The organism is Enterobacter sp. E14S (assembly GCF_055666685.1).
On sequence record NZ_JBVODQ010000015.1, the window covers coordinates 30,715 to 50,952 of the forward strand.

General features: G+C 57.2%; 17 protein-coding genes, 4 tRNA genes and 1 pseudogene. 15 read left to right on the top strand and 7 right to left on the bottom strand.

Features of this window, described 5'->3' with window-relative positions:
• Window positions 1-3: 3 nt before the first annotated feature.
• The 6 genes from wecG (at window position 4) to ACZ6J2_RS20870 (ending at window position 2,879) form a co-directional block, all read left to right on the top strand.
• Window positions 4-744 (top strand): lipopolysaccharide N-acetylmannosaminouronosyltransferase, encoded by a 741-nt coding sequence (wecG, locus tag ACZ6J2_RS20845; RefSeq protein WP_029739560.1) that lies wholly within the window; start codon window positions 4-6, stop codon window positions 742-744.
• A 197-nt stretch (window positions 745-941) separates the two neighbouring features.
• Complete coding sequence (thrP, locus tag ACZ6J2_RS20850) at window positions 942-2,327, top strand: bifunctional threonine/serine APC transporter ThrP (RefSeq protein WP_023309635.1); 1,386 nt, start codon at window positions 942-944, stop codon at window positions 2,325-2,327.
• 102 nt (window positions 2,328-2,429) lie between these two features.
• A tRNA-Arg gene (locus ACZ6J2_RS20855) sits at window positions 2,430-2,506 on the top strand.
• A gap of 67 nt (window positions 2,507-2,573) precedes the next feature.
• A tRNA-His gene (locus ACZ6J2_RS20860) sits at window positions 2,574-2,649 on the top strand.
• A gap of 22 nt (window positions 2,650-2,671) precedes the next feature.
• Window positions 2,672-2,757: transfer RNA gene (locus ACZ6J2_RS20865), tRNA-Leu, on the top strand.
• 45 nt (window positions 2,758-2,802) lie between these two features.
• A tRNA-Pro gene (locus ACZ6J2_RS20870) sits at window positions 2,803-2,879 on the top strand.
• Between the two features lie 506 nt (window positions 2,880-3,385).
• Here the strand turns inward: ACZ6J2_RS20870 and ACZ6J2_RS20875 are convergent.
• The 5 genes and pseudogenes from ACZ6J2_RS20875 to hemC form a co-directional block, all read right to left on the bottom strand.
• On the bottom strand, window positions 3,386-4,597 hold the full coding sequence (locus tag ACZ6J2_RS20875) for an MFS transporter (protein WP_471726568.1): 1,212 nt from the start codon (window positions 4,595-4,597) through the stop codon (window positions 3,386-3,388).
• 172 nt (window positions 4,598-4,769) lie between these two features.
• Window positions 4,770-5,968: pseudogene (gene hemY, locus ACZ6J2_RS20880) on the bottom strand (protoheme IX biogenesis protein HemY).
• 2 nt (window positions 5,969-5,970) lie between these two features.
• Entirely contained in the window at window positions 5,971-7,167 is a 1,197-nt protein-coding gene (gene hemX, locus ACZ6J2_RS20885; protein ID WP_045357194.1) for a uroporphyrinogen-III C-methyltransferase, read from the bottom strand.
• Between the two features lie 20 nt (window positions 7,168-7,187).
• On the bottom strand, window positions 7,188-7,928 hold the full coding sequence (gene hemD, locus ACZ6J2_RS20890; protein ID WP_471726569.1) for a uroporphyrinogen-III synthase: 741 nt from the start codon (window positions 7,926-7,928) through the stop codon (window positions 7,188-7,190).
• Window positions 7,925-8,866, bottom strand: a complete 942-nt coding sequence (hemC, locus tag ACZ6J2_RS20895) for a hydroxymethylbilane synthase (RefSeq protein ID WP_033146903.1) — start codon at window positions 8,864-8,866, stop codon at window positions 7,925-7,927. Before hemC ends, hemD begins: the two co-directional genes overlap by 4 nt.
• Before the next feature lie 350 nt (window positions 8,867-9,216).
• Between hemC and cyaA the strand changes: the two genes are divergently transcribed.
• Window positions 9,217-11,760 carry a class I adenylate cyclase gene (cyaA, locus tag ACZ6J2_RS20900; RefSeq protein ID WP_471726570.1) on the top strand — a complete coding sequence of 848 codons (2,544 nt, stop codon included), beginning with the start codon at window positions 9,217-9,219 and terminating at the stop codon, window positions 11,758-11,760.
• A gap of 95 nt (window positions 11,761-11,855) precedes the next feature.
• On the opposite strand, the gene cyaY is transcribed toward cyaA, so the two are convergent.
• A complete protein-coding gene (gene cyaY / locus ACZ6J2_RS20905; RefSeq protein ID WP_023333807.1) occupies window positions 11,856-12,176 on the bottom strand; it encodes an iron donor protein CyaY in 321 nt (106 codons plus the stop codon).
• A 135-nt stretch (window positions 12,177-12,311) separates the two neighbouring features.
• On the opposite strand from cyaY, the gene lptM reads away from it, so the two are divergent.
• From lptM to corA, 8 genes are all read left to right on the top strand, one after another.
• Window positions 12,312-12,515, top strand: a complete 204-nt coding sequence (gene lptM, locus ACZ6J2_RS20910) for an LPS translocon maturation chaperone LptM (RefSeq protein ID WP_014885650.1) — start codon at window positions 12,312-12,314, stop codon at window positions 12,513-12,515.
• 35 nt (window positions 12,516-12,550) lie between these two features.
• A complete protein-coding gene (gene dapF / locus ACZ6J2_RS20915; RefSeq protein ID WP_008501545.1) occupies window positions 12,551-13,375 on the top strand; it encodes a diaminopimelate epimerase in 825 nt (274 codons plus the stop codon).
• Window positions 13,372-14,079 carry a DUF484 domain-containing protein gene (locus ACZ6J2_RS20920; RefSeq protein WP_023309626.1) on the top strand — a complete coding sequence of 236 codons (708 nt, stop codon included), beginning with the start codon at window positions 13,372-13,374 and terminating at the stop codon, window positions 14,077-14,079. The genes dapF and ACZ6J2_RS20920 overlap by 4 nt, the downstream gene beginning before the upstream one ends.
• A complete protein-coding gene (gene xerC / locus ACZ6J2_RS20925; protein ID WP_471726571.1) occupies window positions 14,076-14,978 on the top strand; it encodes a tyrosine recombinase XerC in 903 nt (300 codons plus the stop codon). Before ACZ6J2_RS20920 ends, xerC begins: the two co-directional genes overlap by 4 nt.
• Complete coding sequence (gene yigB / locus ACZ6J2_RS20930) at window positions 14,978-15,694, top strand: 5-amino-6-(5-phospho-D-ribitylamino)uracil phosphatase YigB (RefSeq protein ID WP_371899698.1); 717 nt, start codon at window positions 14,978-14,980, stop codon at window positions 15,692-15,694. Before xerC ends, yigB begins: the two co-directional genes overlap by 1 nt.
• A 76-nt stretch (window positions 15,695-15,770) precedes the next feature.
• Window positions 15,771-17,933 carry a DNA helicase II gene (gene uvrD / locus ACZ6J2_RS20935; RefSeq protein WP_033146899.1) on the top strand — a complete coding sequence of 721 codons (2,163 nt, stop codon included), beginning with the start codon at window positions 15,771-15,773 and terminating at the stop codon, window positions 17,931-17,933.
• Window positions 17,934-18,082: 149 nt separating this feature from the next.
• Window positions 18,083-18,139, top strand: coding sequence for a YsgD/CorL family protein (gene ysgD / locus ACZ6J2_RS20940; protein ID WP_212743980.1), 57 nt, complete (start codon window positions 18,083-18,085; stop codon window positions 18,137-18,139).
• A 151-nt stretch (window positions 18,140-18,290) separates the two neighbouring features.
• Window positions 18,291-19,241 carry a magnesium/cobalt transporter CorA gene (gene corA, locus ACZ6J2_RS20945; RefSeq protein ID WP_008501540.1) on the top strand — a complete coding sequence of 317 codons (951 nt, stop codon included), beginning with the start codon at window positions 18,291-18,293 and terminating at the stop codon, window positions 19,239-19,241.
• A gap of 83 nt (window positions 19,242-19,324) precedes the next feature.
• On the opposite strand, the gene rarD is transcribed toward corA, so the two are convergent.
• Complete coding sequence (gene rarD / locus ACZ6J2_RS20950) at window positions 19,325-20,221, bottom strand: EamA family transporter RarD (RefSeq protein WP_023309622.1); 897 nt, start codon at window positions 20,219-20,221, stop codon at window positions 19,325-19,327.
• Between the last annotated feature and the right edge of the window lie 17 nt (window positions 20,222-20,238).

The following is a 20,238-nucleotide window of genomic DNA, read 5'->3' on the forward strand; positions in this document are numbered from 1 at the left end:
GTAATGACTGATAAAATTTCTGCACCGCGCTACGCGCTACGTGGCCTGCAGCTTATTGGCTGGCGCGACATGCAGCACGCGCTGGACTTTCTGTTCGCCGACGGCCAGATGAAATCCGGTACGCTGGTGGCCATCAACGCGGAAAAAATGCTGGCGGTTGAGGATAATGCGGAAGTCAAAAGCCTGATTGAAGCGGCTGAATTTAAATACGCGGACGGGATCAGCGTGGTCCGCTCTATCCGTAAAAAGTATCCTGACGCTAATGTATCCCGCGTGGCGGGGGCCGATCTCTGGGAGCAGCTTATGGCCCGGGCAGGTGCGCAGGGTACGCCCGTGTTCCTGATTGGCGGAAAGCCGGAGATACTGGCCCAGACGGAGGAGAAACTGCGTCGTCAATGGAATGTTAATATTGTCGGCAGCCAGGATGGTTACTTCAAACCGGAAGATCGGCAGGCTCTGTTTGAGCGCGTTCGTGACAGCGGTGCGAAAATTGTCACCGTGGCGATGGGCTCCCCGCGCCAGGAGATCCTGATGCGCGACTGCCGTCTGGTCTGTCCTGATGCTCTCTACATGGGCGTCGGCGGCACGTACGACGTCTTTACCGGCCACGTTAAGCGTGCGCCAAAGGTCTGGCAAAATCTGGGGCTGGAGTGGCTGTACCGCCTGCTATCGCAACCGACGCGCATTAAACGACAGATCCGTCTGCTTCGCTACCTCGCCTGGCATTACACCGGGAAAATGTAATCAAAATGTAGCGCGATATGCTATTCGCGCTGCAACTCGCCTGCAAAACTGCTGATAATCTGTGCAATGCATTCATTTTTTTAATGCATCGTTTGCCATTTGGCAGATTTTAGGAAACCATTCGCTCCGTATTTTAGTACCCCTAAAAAACAATACCCGGTATTAAGCCGGGAAACAGCAAACACAATCGAGGATCTATGGCAGAGAAACAACCGGAGCTACAGCGTGGGCTGGAAGCTCGTCATATTGAACTGATAGCGCTGGGCGGCACTATCGGCGTAGGCCTGTTTATGGGCTCCGCAAGCACGCTCAAATGGGCAGGCCCTTCCGTATTACTGGCGTATATTATCGCCGGGCTGTTTGTTTTCTTCATTATGCGTTCCATGGGCGAAATGCTCTTCCTGGAGCCGGTAACCGGCTCGTTCGCCGTTTACGCGCATCGCTATATGAGCCCCTTCTTCGGCTACCTGACGGCCTGGTCATACTGGTTTATGTGGATGGCGGTGGGCATCTCAGAGATCACCGCGATAGGGGTCTACGTCCAGTTCTGGTTCCCGGACATGGTCCAGTGGATACCCGCGCTCATTGCCGTGGGGCTGGTGGCGCTGGCAAACCTGGCAGCCGTGCGTCTTTACGGTGAAATTGAGTTCTGGTTCGCAATGATCAAAGTCACCACGATTATCGTGATGATTGTCGTCGGCCTGGGCGTAATTTTCTTCGGCTTTGGCAACGGTGGACACGCTATCGGCTTTGGCAACCTGACCGAAAACGGCGGCTTCTTTGCCGGCGGCTGGAAGGGTTTCCTGACGGCGCTGTGTATCGTTGTGGCCTCGTATCAGGGCGTGGAGCTGATCGGTATTACCGCCGGTGAAGCGAAAAACCCGCAGGTCACGCTGCGTAGCGCGGTGGGCAAAGTGCTGTGGCGCATCCTGATTTTCTATGTGGGCGCGATCTTCGTCATCGTGACCATCTTCCCATGGAACGAAATTGGCACGACGGGTAGCCCGTTTGTTTTAACCTTCGCCAAAATTGGTATCACGGCGGCGGCGGGTATCATCAACTTTGTGGTCCTGACGGCAGCGCTGTCAGGCTGTAACAGCGGGATGTACAGCTGCGGGCGTATGCTCTATGCGCTTTCGAAGAATAACCAGCTACCTGCGGCGATGAGTAAAGTCTCACGTGCCGGCGTACCGGTGGCGGGTGTGGCGGTCTCCATTGTAATCCTGCTGATTGGCTCTTGTCTGAACTACATCATCCCGAATCCGCAGCGCGTGTTCGTTTACGTTTATAGCGCCAGCGTACTGCCGGGCATGGTGCCGTGGTTTGTTATCCTCATCAGCCAGCTGCGTTTCCGCCATGCGCATAAAAAAGCGATCGAAAGCCATCCGTTCCGCTCAATTCTGTTCCCTTATGCGAACTATTTGACGATGGCGTTCCTGATTTGCGTATTAATCGGGATGTACTTTAATGAAGATACCCGCATGTCGCTGTTTGTCGGGATGATCTTCCTGGCGGCTGTGACGGCCGCATATAAGCTTTTTGGCCTGGGTCGCCGCGGCACCACGCAGAAAGTGGAGGAATAAGCGGCAAAATGTGCAAACCATAACCAAACGCGCATTTTTTTCAAAAAAGCACTAGACAGCGGGGACGGAGGTACGTAATATCCAGCCCCGCAACGGCGCTAAGCGCCCGTAGCTCAGCTGGATAGAGCGCTGCCCTCCGGAGGCAGAGGTCTCAGGTTCGAATCCTGTCGGGCGCGCCATTTTAGTCCCGGCGCTAGAGCTGCGGTGGTCTGAGAAGTAGTCAGTACCGCGTGAAAGAATACAGTGGTGGCTATAGCTCAGTTGGTAGAGCCCTGGATTGTGATTCCAGTTGTCGTGGGTTCGAATCCCATTAGCCACCCCATTATTTGAAAGAGTTGTGAATTGCGAAGGTGGCGGAATTGGTAGACGCGCTAGCTTCAGGTGTTAGTGTCCTTTGGATGTGGGGGTTCGAGTCCCCCCCCTCGCACCACGACTTTTTAAATGAATTGAACTAAAAATTCAAAAAGCAGTACATCGGCGAGTAGCGCAGCTTGGTAGCGCAACTGGTTTGGGACCAGTGGGTCGGAGGTTCGAATCCTCTCTCGCCGACCAATTTTGAACCCCGCTTCGGCGGGGTTTTTTGTTTTCTGCGAGCTCTCATTCCTGTAGTCATGCCCCGACAGCGCCCTTTTTCTTTGTCGCAATCCAGCGACATGCAACTCATTGAAAATTAAATAAATAACTATTTATGGGTTTTGCTGTCTCCTCCTGGCGACATATTCCCGCCTTTTCCCGATACGTTGTAGAGCCTAAGACGGTGCCAGGCAGCATAATTTCCTTTTATCTTAAAATGTTGCGTCATGTAAAAGTTCTGGGTGTCATGTTGGCACGTTACGTGCAATAATATGCGTGTAGATGCTCATTCCATCTCTTATGTTCGCCTTAGTGCCTCATAAACTCAGGAATGACGCAGAGCCATTTACGGTGCTTATCGTCCACTGACAGATGTCGCTTCGGCCTCATCAGACACCATGGACACAACGTTGAGTGAAGCACCAAATATGTTGTCTTACAGACCTGTTTTAACGCCTGCTTTTATAGCAGCGTTTTTTTATGCCTTATTCCCGATACAGGCGCATGATCAGGGCAACCATCAGCAGGACCGATACAGAGACAGCATAGAGCGCCTGTACGGAGCCAAACCCTGAAGCTACCGCCGCTGCAATGCCGGTGAAAAGAGAGGCGCTGAGCGTTTGCCAGCGCCAGGCTTTACCGCTGGCCGAAGCGGTTTGCGTGAGAGGAAAACTACTGAGTACCCCAAACGTGCCCGCTGCGAAGAGAACATTCGAGGCCAGATGCGCGATAAAGATCATCCCCAGCGCGCATACCGTCCACCCGGACAAAAAAGGCAGCATGCCATAAGCGGCCAGAAAGATGCTCAGGCAAACGATTATTCGCGGCGTGTGGGCCGCAATGCGCATCAGGCTCTCTTTTTTTAGCAGCAGGGGGCCACAAAGCTGCCCCAGACTCCTCGCGAAAAGCAGAGGCAAAGCAAGGCCCGCCGCATCCTGAGGACGGAGCTGCTGGGCCAGTGCCGGAAGCAGCGCCATCGCCGGTGAGCCGACGGCGGCCAGCGCCGGCAGGATGAGCAGGCTGCGTTTTTGCCGAACGGTCAACGCCTGCCAGCGTAATGTTGCAGAAACTCCCCTTTCCATAGCGGTGGGATGTGGTGCCGGAGAAAACCGGCGCCCAGCCAGCCATAGCAGTACTAATGAGCCCAGAAAGCTGGCGGCATCAATGGCCAGCAGGGTAAACACGGATGTCTTCTGAAACAGCACCACGCCGAGTCCGGTCCCTAACAACACCTGAGAAGCAAAAATCACATTTTCCAGACAGGTTGCAGCGGGCAACTCCGCTTCGCTGAGACCGCGCTTAAAGAGCAATGTCAGCGCGGGCCAGCTCATCCCGCTGAGCAGGGCTTCGGTGGATTGCACGGTGAGCAATGCGGCAACGCTGTGGTAACCCACACCAAGCAGGGGAAAGAGCAGGGCGAGCAGGCCCAGCCCCTCGGTCAGTATCAGCAGGGATATCGGCGAAAAGCGTGAGCATAGCTTTTCGCCAAAGATACTGCCGATGAACCCTGGTACCGTAGCGAAAAGAAAAGCGAGAGTGAGCAGAGCGGGCGGGGCTGACCACGCTAGCAGCAAACCGAATACCACGACCTGGGTTAAGCCATTCCCCAGTGACGAAAAGATAAAAGCACAGGCAAGCAGGCGCAGCCAGCGGTGGCAGCGCAGCGCCTGGATAAGCGCATACAAAAGCGAGTTCATTGAGATTTCCTTTCAAAAACGATTTAGTCCACGCTGCAAAATGTGCGCGTGTGTGAAAAAAGGTTAATGAAAAGACATCGTTACATTGGCGGATTCGTTTGCGGATGTGTGTGCAAAGAATGTAGCAGGAGAAAGGCGATAAAAAAAGGAGGCCCTCTGGCCTCCTTTTTATTTACTGCTGCGTACCGTTATTTTGCAGCGTTAGCAGCAATCCGTCACGCCGCATGGCAGCTGCCTCTTCCGGCTTATGCTGCTTGTCCAGCGTATCGGCAAGCCACGCGTAGTCAAACGCGTCCGGACGCTGTTTCAGCGCCGCGCGGAAGGCGAGGCTCGCCTCCTGCCATTCTCCGTGCTTCATCAGCGACTGACCGAGCGTGCTCCACAGCAGCGGGCGGTCACCGACGGTTTTAATCTGCTGACGCAGCACTTTTTCGATTTGCTCAGGATTATTGGTTTTCAGGCGCGGGATCACCATCACCAGACGATCGTCATACTGGCGCTTCAGGCCGTCGAGGAGGATCTCCTGAGCCGTGTCATGATCGTCACATTCAATAAGATGTTCCGCCATGGCGACCTGCAGAGGAACCTGCTGGCGCGTCTTACGGCTCTGATTCTTCCACCACGTTTTCAGACCGTCGCTGCCCAGGTCGCGCGCGCCTGATCCATCAGGCCAATCCATGCCAGACGCTGAAGCTCATCACGATGTTCATCGTCGCCCACCTCGGCCTTCGCCATCGACGGAATGATGTCCAGCAGCGAACCCCAGGCGCCGGTACGAATATACGCCTGCTCGGCAAGACGCAGCACTTCCGGATGACGTGGCGCAACTTCCAGCAGGCGATCGATACCGTGACGCGCCGCGTGATTTTCATTGCGCGCCAGCTGCAGGCGAACGCGCGTGATTTCTACAGGAATCGGGTCGCCGTGAGCCAGCTCAGCCGCCCGCTCCAGATGCTGATTGGCGCGAGCTTCGTCACCGCGCTGCTGCGCCGCTTCGGCAGCGAGCAGATAATTCACCACCGGCTGTTCGGCATGGTCGGCGTTTTTCGACATCAGCTTTTCAACCTGCTGATAGTCACCCTCGGCAAGCTTAAGCAGCGCCTGTTCGGTCTGCTTGCGGGCGCGGCGGCGTTTACGACCAACGAACCAGCCGCGCGTGTGGGCACCGGTGCGGAAAATACGGCGTAGGATCCACTCGATCGCAAACAGCACTACCACGCCGAGGATCAGAATGATCGTCAGGCCGGTTACGCTGGTTTCAATGTTGTAGTTATCGGTCTGGATCAGGACGTAACCCTGATGACCCGCAAGCATGGGACCCAGCACGATCCCGGCGATCAGCAGGATGAAGAGTAAGAGAACTTTTAGCATCATTACTCTCCTTGCGGTGCGCTTTCAGGCGCCGGAGCCGGGGCAGGTGCCGCTCCGCCCGACGGCTCTGCCGGTACGCCCGGCTGCGCCAGCAGGTTACGTACGCGCGTCTGCATCAGCTTCTCCAGAATCGGCTGGCTGGCCAGCTTATCCGGCACGTTCATGGTGATGTTCTGCTGGCTCAGCTTATCAATGTCTTCGAGGAAGGCGGTGGTCGTCGCATCATCGGTGTTGTAGTAGGCGCGGACCCACGTCGAGACGTTATCCAGCGCCTGTTTGTACGTCTCTTCCTGATGACGCGGCACGGCCTGAGCCGCTACCAGCAGGCGGGAACGAATGTTCTCGCGCAGATAGATATCCTGGTTCGGCGCCAGCAGCGGCACGGCGGTTTCGTCGCGACGGCGGATAGTGATGAAGCTGTCCATAAAGTTCTGCCAGCTTTTCTGCAGGTTGATGCGCCATTCGCTCAGGGAGCTGGAAAGCTCGGTACCGTCGGAATCCATCGGGGAATCGTCGTCGTTGTTATCCGCCAGCTGCAGGTTATCAATCTGATTCGACAGCTGGTTCACCTTGAGGATAATGCCGTCGTAATCCACCTGCGAGACGGCGGAGAGGCTGGCGATGTCCTCGGTGATCGCGCGACGCGCGGTGATAAGGCTCGGGTCGTTCATGTCTGCCAGGCTCGCATCGGCGCTTTTCAGCAGCGCGGCGGCAGTGGTGACGTCCTGATCGCTCCAGAGCTTACGTCCGGCGAGCTTCACCAGGAAGTCAGCCTGCGAGAGCAGCCAGGTTTTGGCATCGGTACCGGAAATCGTGGCGACTTTCTGCTGCACGTCGCCCAGCTGTTTAGCCAGCTCTTCCTGTTTGCTGTTCGCCTCGGCAAGCGCGGCGGCCTGCTGCTTAATCACCGTTTCCAGCTCGGTTTTCTGCGTCTCCTGCGCTTTTTGCAGGGCAGTGAGCTGATTCACCAGCGCATCGCTGGTGGACGTCTGATTCGCACCCTGTTGCTTCACCAGACCGTACAGGCCAACCCCTGCTGCCAGCGCAATGGCGATGGCAATCGCGCTCAGCGCGAGGCTCGTTTTATTGCTGCCGTTTTTCTTCTCAGCGGTTTTCTCAGTCGTCTCTGGCTGTGGCGTCGTCTCCACAGTCTCCCTGGTCTCTTCAACCACGGCGGAGGATTTGTCGTGTTCCGTCATTATGGCTTCCCATTTGAGAGTTATTGTAATGCGCGCAGCAGCGCATCGTTGTCGGCGTTATCAGCGATCCGAATATCCTGCCAGCCCAGTTCCCGGGCCTGGTTCGCCAGACGCTCACTGACGACCAGAAGCCGACAGCGGAGTAACCAGTTTTCGCGATACCAGAGCGGTATCAGCGACCAAAGCTGTTGTAACATTTCACCGCTGGTGACCACCAGCGTATTAATGCCGCGCGCGTGCCAGCGCATCGCCTCTTCCGCGCCATCGTAGTGTTTTGCACAGCGCTGATAGCACTCAACGAACGTCACGTCTGCACCACGTTCACGCAGCGTTTCGCCCAGCAGTTCGCGGCCACCGTTACCGCGTAAAATAAGCGCACGCTTTCCGGCAATAGTTTGTAATTCAGGTAATTGTAGCAAGACTTCGCTGATTTCCCGATCTAACGGGTAACGAACGTCCGCGCTGCTTACGGTATGCAGCGCCAGTGCCGTTGTGCGGCCAATCGCGAAATAGCGGGGGGCAAGTGGCCAGGCTAAACCCTGCTGTTGCAGCTGCGCGTTGGCAAATTCCACGGCATGTTGCGACAGCGCAAACAGCAGGTCGCCTTCCTGAAGGATATTCATCTGGTCGGCGAGCGCGGAGAGCTCCCGACCGGGGGAGAATTCAATGAGCGGAAAACTCCAGGCCACCTGCCCCAGTGTGCGCAGACGGCTCACTAACTGCTCTCCTGCGGGAGAAGGGCGGGTGACAAGAATACTCATGCAGGGGGCTCTCCATTATAAACGTCAGCCAGAATCTCGCGGGCGCCGTTATCCAGCAGTTCTTCCGCCAGCGACACGCCAAGCTGCTCGGCATCTTGCGCTTTACCGCGACGTTCGCCGCGTACCATCTGGGAACCGTCCGGAGCGCCCACCAGCGCGCGCAGCCACAGCTCACCTTCTGTTAATTCAGCATAGCTGCCAATCGGTACCTGACATCCTCCTTCGAGGCGGGTATTCATCGCACGCTCGGCTTTTACGCGGATAGCGGTCTCGTCATGGTTCAGCGGTGCGAGCAGTTCGCGGGTACGCGCATCGTCCAGACGGCACTCGATGCCGACGGCACCCTGGCCCACGGCCGGCAGCGACAGCTCTGGCGGCAACGCCACGCGAATGCGCGACTCCAGCCCCAGACGCTTCAGGCCGGCAACGGCGAGGATAATGGCATCGTAATCGCCGTTATCCAGCTTGCCCAGACGCGTTCCGACGTTACCGCGCAGCGAGCGAATGATCAGGTCAGGACGGCGTTCTGCCAGCTGACACTGACGGCGTAAACTGGACGTGCCAACCACGCTACCCTCCGGCAGCGCGTCGAGGGAGTCATAGTGGTTAGAGACAAACGCATCGCGCGGATCTTCGCGCTCGCAGATGGTCACCAGCCCCAGCCCTTCCGGGAACTCGACGGGCACGTCTTTCATTGAATGTACGGCGATATCGGCGCGGTTCTCAAGCAATGCCAGTTCCAGTTCTTTGACAAACAGGCCTTTGCCGCCCACTTTCGCCAGGGGCGTATCGAGGATCACGTCACCGCGCGTGACCATCGGCACCAGCTCGACGCGCAATCCACTGTGGCAGGCTTCAAGGCGCTGCTTCACATAATGTGCCTGCCAGAGCGCGAGGGGGCTTTGGCGTGTGGCAATTCTCAAAACATTGTCTAACATGCTTGTTACCGTCATTATCAATCGCTAACCATCCTAACATTGTTGACTCTGGGATGGCAGTTTTACGGTTGATGAAGCGTGAGAGGGACAAGGCGGCGTATTCGTCAGCCATAGCCGTATTCAGGAATTTACACGTACAGAACGGTGCTACACTTGTATGTAGCGCATCTTTCTTTACGGTCAACCGGCAAGGTGTTAAATTGATCACGTTTTAGACCATTTTTTCGTCGCTACCACCAAAAATGATAAGGGCGAAAAAGGGTAACGGTTATCTTTTTGAAATACTGCGGGTCCGCTGTTATTGGTGTTTTGAATAGCTTGCGACACCCGGAAACATCAGGCGATACGTCTTGTACCTCTATATTGAGACTCTGAAACAGAGACTGGATGCCATTAATCAACTGCGTGTGGATCGCGCGCTTGCTGCCATGGGCCCTGCTTTCCAGCAGGTATACAGTCTGCTGCCGACATTATTGCACTATCACCATCCGCTGATGCCTGGCTACCTTGACGGTAACGTTCCCCAGGGCATTTGCCTTTTCACGCCTGATGAAACCCAACAGCATTACCTGAACGAGCTGGAACTCTACCGCGGCATGCCGCCACAGGAGTCCCCAAAAGGTGAGCTGCCGATTACCGGCGTTTACTCTATGGGGAGCACCTCATCGGTAGGGCAAAGCTGTTCTTCGGACCTGGACATCTGGGTCTGCCATCAGTCCTGGCTCGATAACGACGAGCGTCAGCTGCTGCAGCGCAAGTGCAGCCTGCTGGAGAGCTGGGCGGCATCGCTCGGCGTGGAAGTAAGCTTCTTCCTGATTGATGAAAACCGTTTCCGCCATAACGAAAGCGGCAGTCTGGGTGGTGAGGACTGCGGCTCGACTCAGCACATCTTACTGCTGGATGAATTTTACCGTACTGCTGTGCGTCTGGCCGGGAAGCGTATTCTGTGGAATATGGTCCCTTGCGAAGAAGAAGAGCATTACGATGACTACGTCATGTCGCTTTACGCGCAGGGCGTACTGACGCCAAACGAATGGCTGGATCTTGGCGGTCTGAGCTCTCTGTCAGCAGAAGAGTACTTTGGCGCAAGCCTATGGCAGCTCTATAAAAGTATCGACTCGCCGTACAAAGCGGTGCTGAAAACGCTGCTGCTGGAAGCCTACTCCTGGGAATACCCTACGCCGCGCCTGCTGGCAAAAGATATCAAGCAGCGTCTGCACGACGGTGAAATTGTCTCCTTCGGGCTGGACGCTTACTGCATGATGCTGGAGCGCGTGACCGAATACCTGAAAGCCATTGATGACACCACGCGTCTTGACCTGGTGCGTCGATGTTTCTATCTCAAAGTCTGTGAGAAATTGAGCCGCGAGCGCGCCTGCGTGGGCTGGCGCCGTGAAGTGGTCAGTCAGTTAGTGAAGGAGTGGGGATGGGACGAAGCGCGTCTGTCCATGCTCGACAACCGGGCCAACTGGAAAATCGATCAGGTGCGTGAAGCGCACAACGAACTACTCGATGCGATGATGCAAAGCTACCGTAACCTGATCCGCTTTGCGCGCCGTAACAACCTCAGCGTTTCCGCCAGCCCGCAGGACATCGGGGTATTGACCCGCAAGCTGTACGCCGCGTTTGAAGCGCTGCCGGGCAAAGTCACCCTGGTTAACCCGCAGATTTCGCCAGACCTGTCAGAACCAAATCTGACCTTTATCTACGTGCCGCCGGGCCGCGCAAACCGCACCGGATGGTATCTGTATAACCGTGCGCCAAGCATGGATTCAATCATCAGCCATCAGCCGCTGGAGTATAACCGCTACCTGAACAAGCTGGTGGCCTGGGCCTGGTTTAACGGCCTGCTGACCTCGCGCACGCGCCTGTTTATCAAAGGCAACGAGGTGGTTGATCTCGCTAAGCTGCAGGAGATGGTCACGGATGTCTCGCACCACTTCCCGCTGCGTCTGCCTGCCCCAACGCCGAAAGCGCTCTACAGCCCGTGCGAAATTCGCCATCTGGCGATTATCGTCAACCTGGAATACGACCCGACGGCGGCCTTCCGCAATCAGGTGGTTCACTTTGACTTCCGCAAGCTGGACGTCTTCAGCTTTGGCGAGCAGCAAAACTGCCTGGTGGGCAGCGTGGATCTGCTGTACCGCAACTCGTGGAACGAAGTGCGTACCCTGCATTTCAACGGCGAGCAGGCGATGATCGAAGCGCTGAAAACCATTCTCGGCAAGATGCACCAGGATGCCGCACCGCCGGACAGCGTTGAGGTGTTCTGCTACAGCCAACACCTGCGCGGTTTAATTCGTACCCGCGTGCAGCAGCTGGTTTCTGAGTGTATCGAACTGCGTTTGTCCAGTACTCGGCAGGAAACCGGGCGCTTTAAAGCGCTGCGCGTCTCCGGTCAGACCTGGGGCCTGTTCTTCGAACGCCTGAACGTGTCGGTACAGAAGCTGGAAAACGCCATCGAGTTCTACGGCGCGATTTCACACAACAAGCTGCATGGCCTGTCGGTGCAGGTGGAAACCAACCACGTTAAGCTGCCGCAGGTGGTGGACGGATTCGCCAGCGAAGGGATTATTCAGTTCTTCTTTGAAGAGTCGGGCGACGATGCCGGGTTCAACATCTACATTCTGGATGAAACCAACCGCGCCGAGGTGTATCACCACTGTGAAGGCAGTAAAGAGGAGCTGGTGCGCGACGTCAGCCGCTTCTACTCCTCTTCGCACGACCGTTTCACCTACGGCTCAAGCTTTATCAACTTTAACCTGCCGCAGTTCTACCAGATTGTGAACGTCGACGGTCGTACGCAGGTGATCCCGTTCCGCACCCAGGCCGTAACGCCTGCCGCGCCTGCCAATCAGGACACCGCGCCGCTGTTGCAGCAGTATTTCTCCTGAGCCTTTTCGCTCGCCCGGTGGCGGCTACGCCTTACCGGGCCTACAACAGCTCGAACCCGTTGGCCGGGTAAGCGCAGCGCCACCCGGCAACAAAACTATCTGAAACTCACAGCCTCACCCGCCTGCGCGGTCGCCGCCTGTTCCAGCAGATCCCAGAACGGTACGCCGCTGCGGTCGCAAACCCATTCCCCGTCCTTCAGATCGAAATGATAGCCGCCCTGTTTCGCGGCCAGCCAGACCTGGTGAAGCGGCTCCTGGCGGTTAATAATAATTTTGCTGCCATTTTCGAAGCTCAGGGTCAGAATGCCGCCGTTGATTTCACAATCGATATCGCTGTCGCCGTCCCAGTCGTCAAGACGCTCTTCGATGGTCATCCACAGGTTGTCGGCAAGGCGATGGAATTCACTGTCGTTCATGGTTTTGTTCCTGTTTTTCGTGATGCCGGCAGTATAACCCTAAATAATTCCCGTTGCAGGAAAGCGGCAAACTCTTGCTTTTGTGTCTTCTCCTGCGATGATAGAAACAGATTTGAACTTACGGGCAACTTTATAATGAAAAACGCTTTCCGAACGCTTGCCGTTCTCATCACGCTGTTTAGCCTGACTGGCTGCGGACTGAAGGGACCACTGTACTTCCCACCGGCGGATAAAACCGCGCCGCCGCCGACGAAACCCGTGCAAAGCGGCATTGAGTCCACCACGCCAAATACTAACGATCGTGGCGACAACGGTGGCCCGACTCAGGTTAATCTCTGACGACAACGTTCTGTACCCGCGCAATGGAGCAAATGATGCAGTTCTCTAAAATGCATGGCCTTGGCAACGATTTTATGGTCGTCGACGCGGTAACGCAGAATGTGTTTTTCTCCCCGGAACTGATCCGTCGCCTGGCGGATCGGCATCTGGGCGTGGGGTTCGATCAGCTGCTGGTGGTCGAGCCACCGTACGATCCCGACCTCGATTTCCACTACCGTATTTTTAACGCGGACGGCAGCGAAGTTAACCAGTGCGGCAACGGCGCGCGCTGTTTTGCCCGCTTTGTCCGCCTGAAAGGGCTGACCAACAAGCGTGATATTCGCGTCAGCACGGCCAATGGCCGCATGGTGCTCAGCGTCACCGATGATGAGCTGGTGCGCGTGAACATGGGCGAGCCTAACTTCGAGCCCTCCGTCGTGCCGTTTCGCGCAAACAAAGCGGAAAAGACCTATATTATGCGTGCAGCCGAGCAGACAGTATTGTGCGGCGTCGTCTCAATGGGTAACCCGCACTGCGTGATTCAGGTTGATGATGTGGAAACCGCCGCGGTCGAAACGCTCGGCCCGGTGCTGGAAAGCCACGAACGTTTCCCGGAGCGCGCGAACATCGGCTTTATGCAGGTGGTGAAGCGCGAGCACATTCGCCTGCGGGTTTACGAGCGCGGCGCGGGCGAGACGCAGGCCTGCGGAAGCGGTGCCTGTGCAGCGGTGGCCGTTGGCATCTCCCAGGGGTTACTGGCAGAAGAGGTTCGCGTGGAGTTACCGGGCGGTCGGCTTGATATCGCCTGGAAAGGACCGGGTCATCCACTGTATATGACTGGCCCGGCGGCACATGTCTATGACGGGTTTATCCATCTATGAAACAACCAGGGGAAGAACTGCAGGAAACAGTGACGGAACTGGACGACAGAGCTGTTGTTGATTATCTGCTGCGCAATCCTGAGTTTTTTATTCGCAATGCGCGCGTCGTCGAAGAGATGCGCGTGCCGCATCCGGTTCGCGGGACCGTGTCGCTGGTCGAATGGCACATGGCGCGCTCGCGCAACCACATCAATCAGCTTGAAGAGAATATGACGCTGTTGATGGAGCAGGCCAGCACCAACGAAAGCCTGTTCTATCGTCTGCTGCATCTGCAGGCGCGTCTGGCGTCGGCGCACAGTCTTGACGAGTTCCTCAGCCGCTTCCACCGCTGGGCTCGCGAGCTGGGGCTGGCGGGCGCAACGATTCGTCTTTTCCCTGACCGCTGGCGCATTGGCGCACCGTCGGGGTTCACCCATCTGGCGCTCAGCCGTCAGGCGTTTGAACCGCTGCGCATTCAGCGTCTGGGCCATGAGCACCACTATCTGGGGCCGCTGAACGGGCCTGAGCTGCTGGTGGTGTTACCGGAAGCCAAAGCGATTGGCTCGGTGGCAATGTCGCTGATGGGGCGCGATGGCGATCTGGGAGTCATGTTATTTACCAGCCGCGATGCGCATCACTATGAGCAGGGGCAAGCCACGCACCTGCTGCAGGAGATCGCCCTGATGCTGCCCGAGCTGCTGGAGCGCTGGATTGAGCGCGTATGACGGACGGACTGCTCGCCACTGACGTCTCGCGCTTTATGCGCTATCTGGGCGTGGAGCGTCAGCTTAGCCCCATTACGCTGCTTAACTATCAGCGTCAGCTTGATGCCATCATGCAGATCGCCGACGAAATCGGCCTGAAAAGCTGGCAACAATGTGACGCTGCGACGGTGCGCGGGTTCGTCGTGCGTAGCCGTAAAAAAAATCTCAGCCCGGCGAGCCTGGCGCTCAGGCTCTCAGCGCTGCGCAGTTTCTTCGACTGGCTGGTCAGCCAGGGGGGCTTAAAAGCCAACCCGGCAAAGGGGATCGCCGCGCCGAAAGCGCCGCGCCATCTGCCTAAAAATATCGACGTTGACGACGTAAATCGCCTGCTGGATATCGACCTTAACGATCCGCTCGCCGTGCGCGACCGCGCGATGCTGGAGGTAATGTACGGTGCCGGGCTGCGTCTTTCAGAGCTGGTTAATCTTGATATCAAACACCTCGATCTGGAGTCCGGTGAAGTGTGGGTGATGGGCAAGGGCAGCAAAGAGCGCCGCCTGCCGATTGGCCGCAATGCGGTTTCCTGGATTGAGCACTGGCTTGACCTGCGCGGGCTGTTTGGCAGCGAAGAGGATGCGCTGTTCCTGTCGAAGCTCGGCAAACGGATCTCGGCGCGTAACGTCCAGAAGCGCTTTGCAGAGTGGGGCATTAAGCAGGGGCTGAACAGCCACGTTCATCCGCACAAGCTGCGCCACTCCTTTGCGACACACATGCTTGAGTCGAGCGGCGATCTGCGCGGCGTGCAGGAACTGCTTGGCCACGCGAACCTGTCGACCACTCAAATCTATACCCACTTAGACTTCCAACACCTTGCCTCGGTGTATGACGCGGCGCATCCACGCGCCAAACGGGGGAAATAATGCGTTTTTACCGCCCACTCGGTCAGATCTCAGCCCTGACGTTTGACCTTGATGACACCCTTTATGACAACCGCGAGGTGATCCTGCGTACCGAGCAGGAGTCGCTGGCGTTTGTGCAGAACTACCATCCCGCGCTGAAAGCGATACAGAACAAGGACTTTCAGAAGCTCCGTCAGTCCCTGCGGGAAACCGAGCCGGACATTTACCACGACGTGACCGAATGGCGTCGTCGTGCGGTCGAGCAGGCGATGCTCAATGCTGGCCTGAGCGCGCAGGATGCGGCCATCGGTGCTGAAGCGGCCATGGAAAACTTTGCCAAATGGCGCAGCCGTATCGACGTGCCGCAGGAGACCCACGACACGCTGGCGAAGCTTGCCGAAAAGTGGCCGCTGGTGGCCATCACCAACGGCAATGCCCAGCCGGAGCTGTTTGGCCTGAGCGATTACTTTGAATTCGTGCTGCGTGCGGGTCCTCACGGGCGCGCGAAGCCGTTCAGTGACATGTACCATCTGGCGGCAGATAAGCTTAACCTGCCGCTGGGTGAGATCCTGCACGTGGGGGATGACCTGACCACAGACGTGGCGGGCGCTATCCGCTGCGGCATGCAGGCCTGCTGGATCAAGCCGGAAAACGCTGACCTGATGATCGCCTCCGATAGCCGTCTTCTGCCGCACGTGGAAATTTCGCGGTTGGCATCCCTCACGACGCTGATATAATCATCAATTGTTCTGTATAAATTAACAGGGTTTTGGCGAATGCGCTTCGCCTGCCCGACATGACGTGACGGTGCCAATGGACGTTTCTTACCTGCTCGACAGCCTTAATGACAAACAGCGTGACGCGGTTGCCGCCTCGCGCACCAACATGCTGGTGCTGGCTGGGGCGGGCAGTGGTAAGACGCGCGTGCTGGTTCACCGTATCGCCTGGCTGCAGAGCGTGGAGAACTGCTCCCCGTACTCCATCATGGCGGTGACGTTCACCAACAAGGCGGCGGCAGAGATGCGCCACCGTATCGCCCAGCTGATGGGCACCAGCCAGGGCGGCATGTGGGTTGGCACCTTCCACGGCCTGGCGCACCGCCTGCTGCGCGCGCACCATATGGACGCCAACCTGCCGCAGGATTTCCAGATCCTCGACAGCGAAGACCAGCTCCGCTTGCTGAAGCGCCTGATCAAGGCGATGAACCTCGACGAGAAGCAGTGGCCGCCGCGTCAGGCGATGTGGTACATCAACGGCCAGAAGGACGAAGGGCTGCGCCCGCACCACATTCAGAGCTTCGGCAACCCGGTCGAGCAGACCTGGCAGAACGTTTACAAGGCCTATCAGGAAGCGTGCGATCGCGCCGGTCTGGTGGATTTCGCCGAGCTGCTGCTGCGCGCCCACGAGCTGTGGCTGAACAAACCGCACATCCTGCAGCACTACCGCGAACGCTTCACCAATATCCTGGTGGACGAGTTCCAGGATACCAACAACATTCAGTACGCGTGGATCCGCCTGCTGGCCGGTGATACCGGCAAGGTGATGATCGTGGGCGATGATGACCAGTCGATCTACGGCTGGCGCGGGGCGCAGGTGGAGAATATCCAGCGCTTCCTCAACGATTTCCCCGGCGCGGAAACCATCCGTCTGGAGCAGAACTACCGTTCAACGAGCAATATCCTGAGCGCGGCCAACGCCCTCATTGAAAACAACAACGGGCGTCTGGGTAAAAAGCTGTGGACCGACGGCGTCGACGGCGAACCGATTTCGATTTACTGCGCCTTCAACGAGCTCGACGAAGCCCGCTTCGTGGTGAACCGCATCAAAACCTGGCAGGACAACGGCGGCGCGCTGGAGCAGTGCGCCATTCTCTACCGCAGCAACGCCCAGTCGCGCGTGCTGGAAGAGGCGCTGCTGCAGGTGAGCATGCCGTACCGCATTTATGGCGGCATGCGATTCTTCGAGCGTCAGGAAATCAAAGATGCGCTGTCGTATCTGCGCCTCATTGCGAACCGTAACGACGACGCGGCGTTTGAACGCGTGGTCAATACGCCGACGCGCGGCATTGGCGACCGTACGCTGGACGTAGTGCGTCAGGCCTCGCGCGATCGCCAGCTGACGCTGTGGCAGGCGTGCCGCGAGCTGCTCCAGGAAAAAGCCCTCGCCGGACGTGCCGCCAGCGCATTACAGCGCTTCCTTGAGCTGATTGACGCCCTGGCGCAGGAAACCGCCGACATGCCGCTGCACGTGCAGACCGACCGGGTGATTAAAGACTCCGGCCTGCGAACCATGTACGAGCAGGAGAAAGGCGAGAAGGGGCAGACCCGTATTGAGAACTTAGAGGAACTGGTCACGGCAACGCGCCAGTTCAGCTACAACGAAGAAGACGAAGACCTGATGCCGCTGCAGGCGTTCCTCTCCCACGCCGCGCTGGAAGCGGGTGAAGGGCAGGCGGACACCTGGCAGGATGCGGTTCAGCTGATGACCCTGCACTCCGCCAAAGGTCTGGAGTTCCCGCAGGTGTTCATCGTCGGGATGGAGGAAGGAATGTTCCCGAGCCAGATGTCGCTGGATGAAGGCGGGCGTCTGGAAGAGGAACGTCGACTGGCCTACGTGGGCGTGACGCGTGCGATGCAAAAGCTAACGCTAACCTACGCCGAAACCCGACGTCTGTACGGTAAAGAGGTCTATCACCGTCCGTCGCGCTTTATCGGCGAACTGCCGGAGGAGTGCGTGGAAGAGGTGCGTCTGCGGGCGAGCATCAGCCGTCCGGTCAGCCATCAGCGCATGGGCTCGCCGATTGCGGAAACCGACACCGGCTACAAGCTGGGCCAGCGCGTGCGCCATTCGAAGTTTGGCGAAGGCACTATTGTGAATCTGGAAGGCAGCGGCGAGCACAGCCGCCTGCAGGTAGCGTTCCAGGGGCAGGGGATCAAATGGCTGGTGGCAGCCTATGCGAAGCTGGAAACAGTCTAACATTCAGAAAAATATCATTATTTTGTAATAATCTGCTAGCCTTATACAGTGAAGGTCAATTAATGCCCTTCAGCGTTCCGTTGCGTGTTGACGCCACAGTTATAGCTGGCGTAACATGCGCGCACGATTACGCTAAGAGGACATTCGCCTTGGACACACCCAGTAGATACTGGCTCAATTCCCTGTCATCCAGGAACAACTCCTAAGGCTATCTCCTCTTGCTGATGGCCTTAGTGGTTGTCAGCGACCTGCATTATTCCCGTCGCGCTGAGTCAGGCTGTTTAATGGTCTGAAACCCAATTTGTTTCTGTGTGCCCACCGAACTGTCCGATATTTTTTGCATTGGGAGTCCCGGTCATGTTGAGCGCATTTCAACTCGAAAATAACCGACTGACTCGGCTTGAAGCCGAAGAGTCACAGCCCCTCATTGATGCCGTATGGGTGGATCTGGTCGAGCCGGACGACGATGAACGCCTTCGCGTACAATCTGAACTGGGGCAAAGCCTGGCAACCCGCCCGGAACTGGAAGACATTGAAGCATCCGCGCGTTTTTTTGAAGACGAAGACGGTCTGCATATTCACTCCTTCTTCTTCTTTGAAGATGCGGAAGACCACGCGGGTAACTCCACCGTGGCGTTTACCATTCGCGACGGCCGTCTGTTTACCCTGCGCGAGCGCGAGCTGCCGGCATTCCGCCTCTACCGCATGCGCGCCCGCAGCCAGGCAATGGTGGACGGTAACGCTTACGAGCTGCTGCTCGATCTGTTCGAGACCAAAATTGAACAGCTGGCGGACGAAATTGAAAACATCTACAGCGATCTGGAAAAGCTGAGCCGCGTGATCATGGAAGGCCATCAGGGCGATGAGTACGACGAAGCGCTCTCCACGCTGGCGGAGCTGGAAGATATCGGCTGGAAGGTGCGCTTGTGTCTGATGGATACCCAGCGCGCGCTGAACTTCCTGGTGCGCAAGGCGCGTCTGCCGGGCGGTCAGCTGGAGCAGGCGCGCGAGATCTTACGAGATATCGAATCCCTGCTGCCGCACAACGAATCTCTGTTCCAGAAGGTCAACTTCCTGATGCAGGCGGCGATGGGCTTTATCAACATCGAGCAGAACCGCATCATCAAGATCTTCTCGGTGGTGTCCGTGGTGTTCCTGCCGCCGACGCTGGTGGCGTCCAGCTACGGGATGAACTTTGAGTTTATGCCGGAGCTGAAGTGGAGCTTTGGTTACCCGGGGGCGATTATCTTCATGATCCTCGCGGGGCTGGCGCCGTATCTGTACTTTAAGCGTCGTAACTGGCTGTAAAAATCTGGCGGGTGGCGCTGCGCTTACCCGCCCTACGATCGAATTCCCTCTCCCAGTGGGAGAGGGTTAGGGTGAGGGCAACATCACAACCCTTTGCGCACCCTGCGCTGGGTATAAATCGCATCCGCAACAAAGATTGCCAGCGCCACCCAGATAAAGGCGAACGTCACCATCTTATCCGCCCCCGGCACCTCACCGTAGAACACCACCGCCAGCAGGAACATCAGCGTCGGGCCAATGTACTGGAAGAAGCCCAGCGTGGAGAGACGCAGGCGCGTCGCGGCACCGGTGAAGCACAGCAGTGGAATGGTGGTCACCACGCCCGCCGCCATCAGCATCAGGTTCAGCGACCACGGGTTGCTGCCCATATGGCTGGTGGCGCTGTCGGCGATGCCGAAGAGATAAATCGCCGCCACGGGCAGCAGCCACAGGGTTTCAAACAGCATCCCCGTCTGCGCTTCCACCGCAATCTTCTTACGCACCAGGCCGTAGAATGCAAAGCTGAACGCCAGACCGAGGGCAATAATCGGCAGCGAGCCGAAGGTCCAGAGCTGCACCAGTACGCCGCAGAAGGCCAGAATCACCGCCACCCATTGCATCCGGCGGAAGCGCTCACCGAGGAAAATCATCCCCAGCACGATATTCACCAGCGGGTTAATGAAGTACCCCAGGCTCGCTTCGAGCATATGATGGTTATTCACCGCCCAGATAAACAGCAGCCAGTTGCCGCCAATCAGCACTGCGGAGAGCGCCAGCAGGAAAATCTTTTTCGGGGTTTGCAGCAGCGTTTTGACGCCCGACCACTGACGGCTTAGGCTCATCAGCGCAATCATAAAGAAGAATGACCAGATAACGCGGTGAGTCAGGATCTCATCGGCCGGAACGTAGGCGATAAGCTTGAAATACGCCGGGGCGATACCCCAAATAAAATAAGCGGCAAGGGCGAGTAAAACGCCCTGCCGCGTCTGTTTAGCATCCATCGGGAAAATCCGTTACA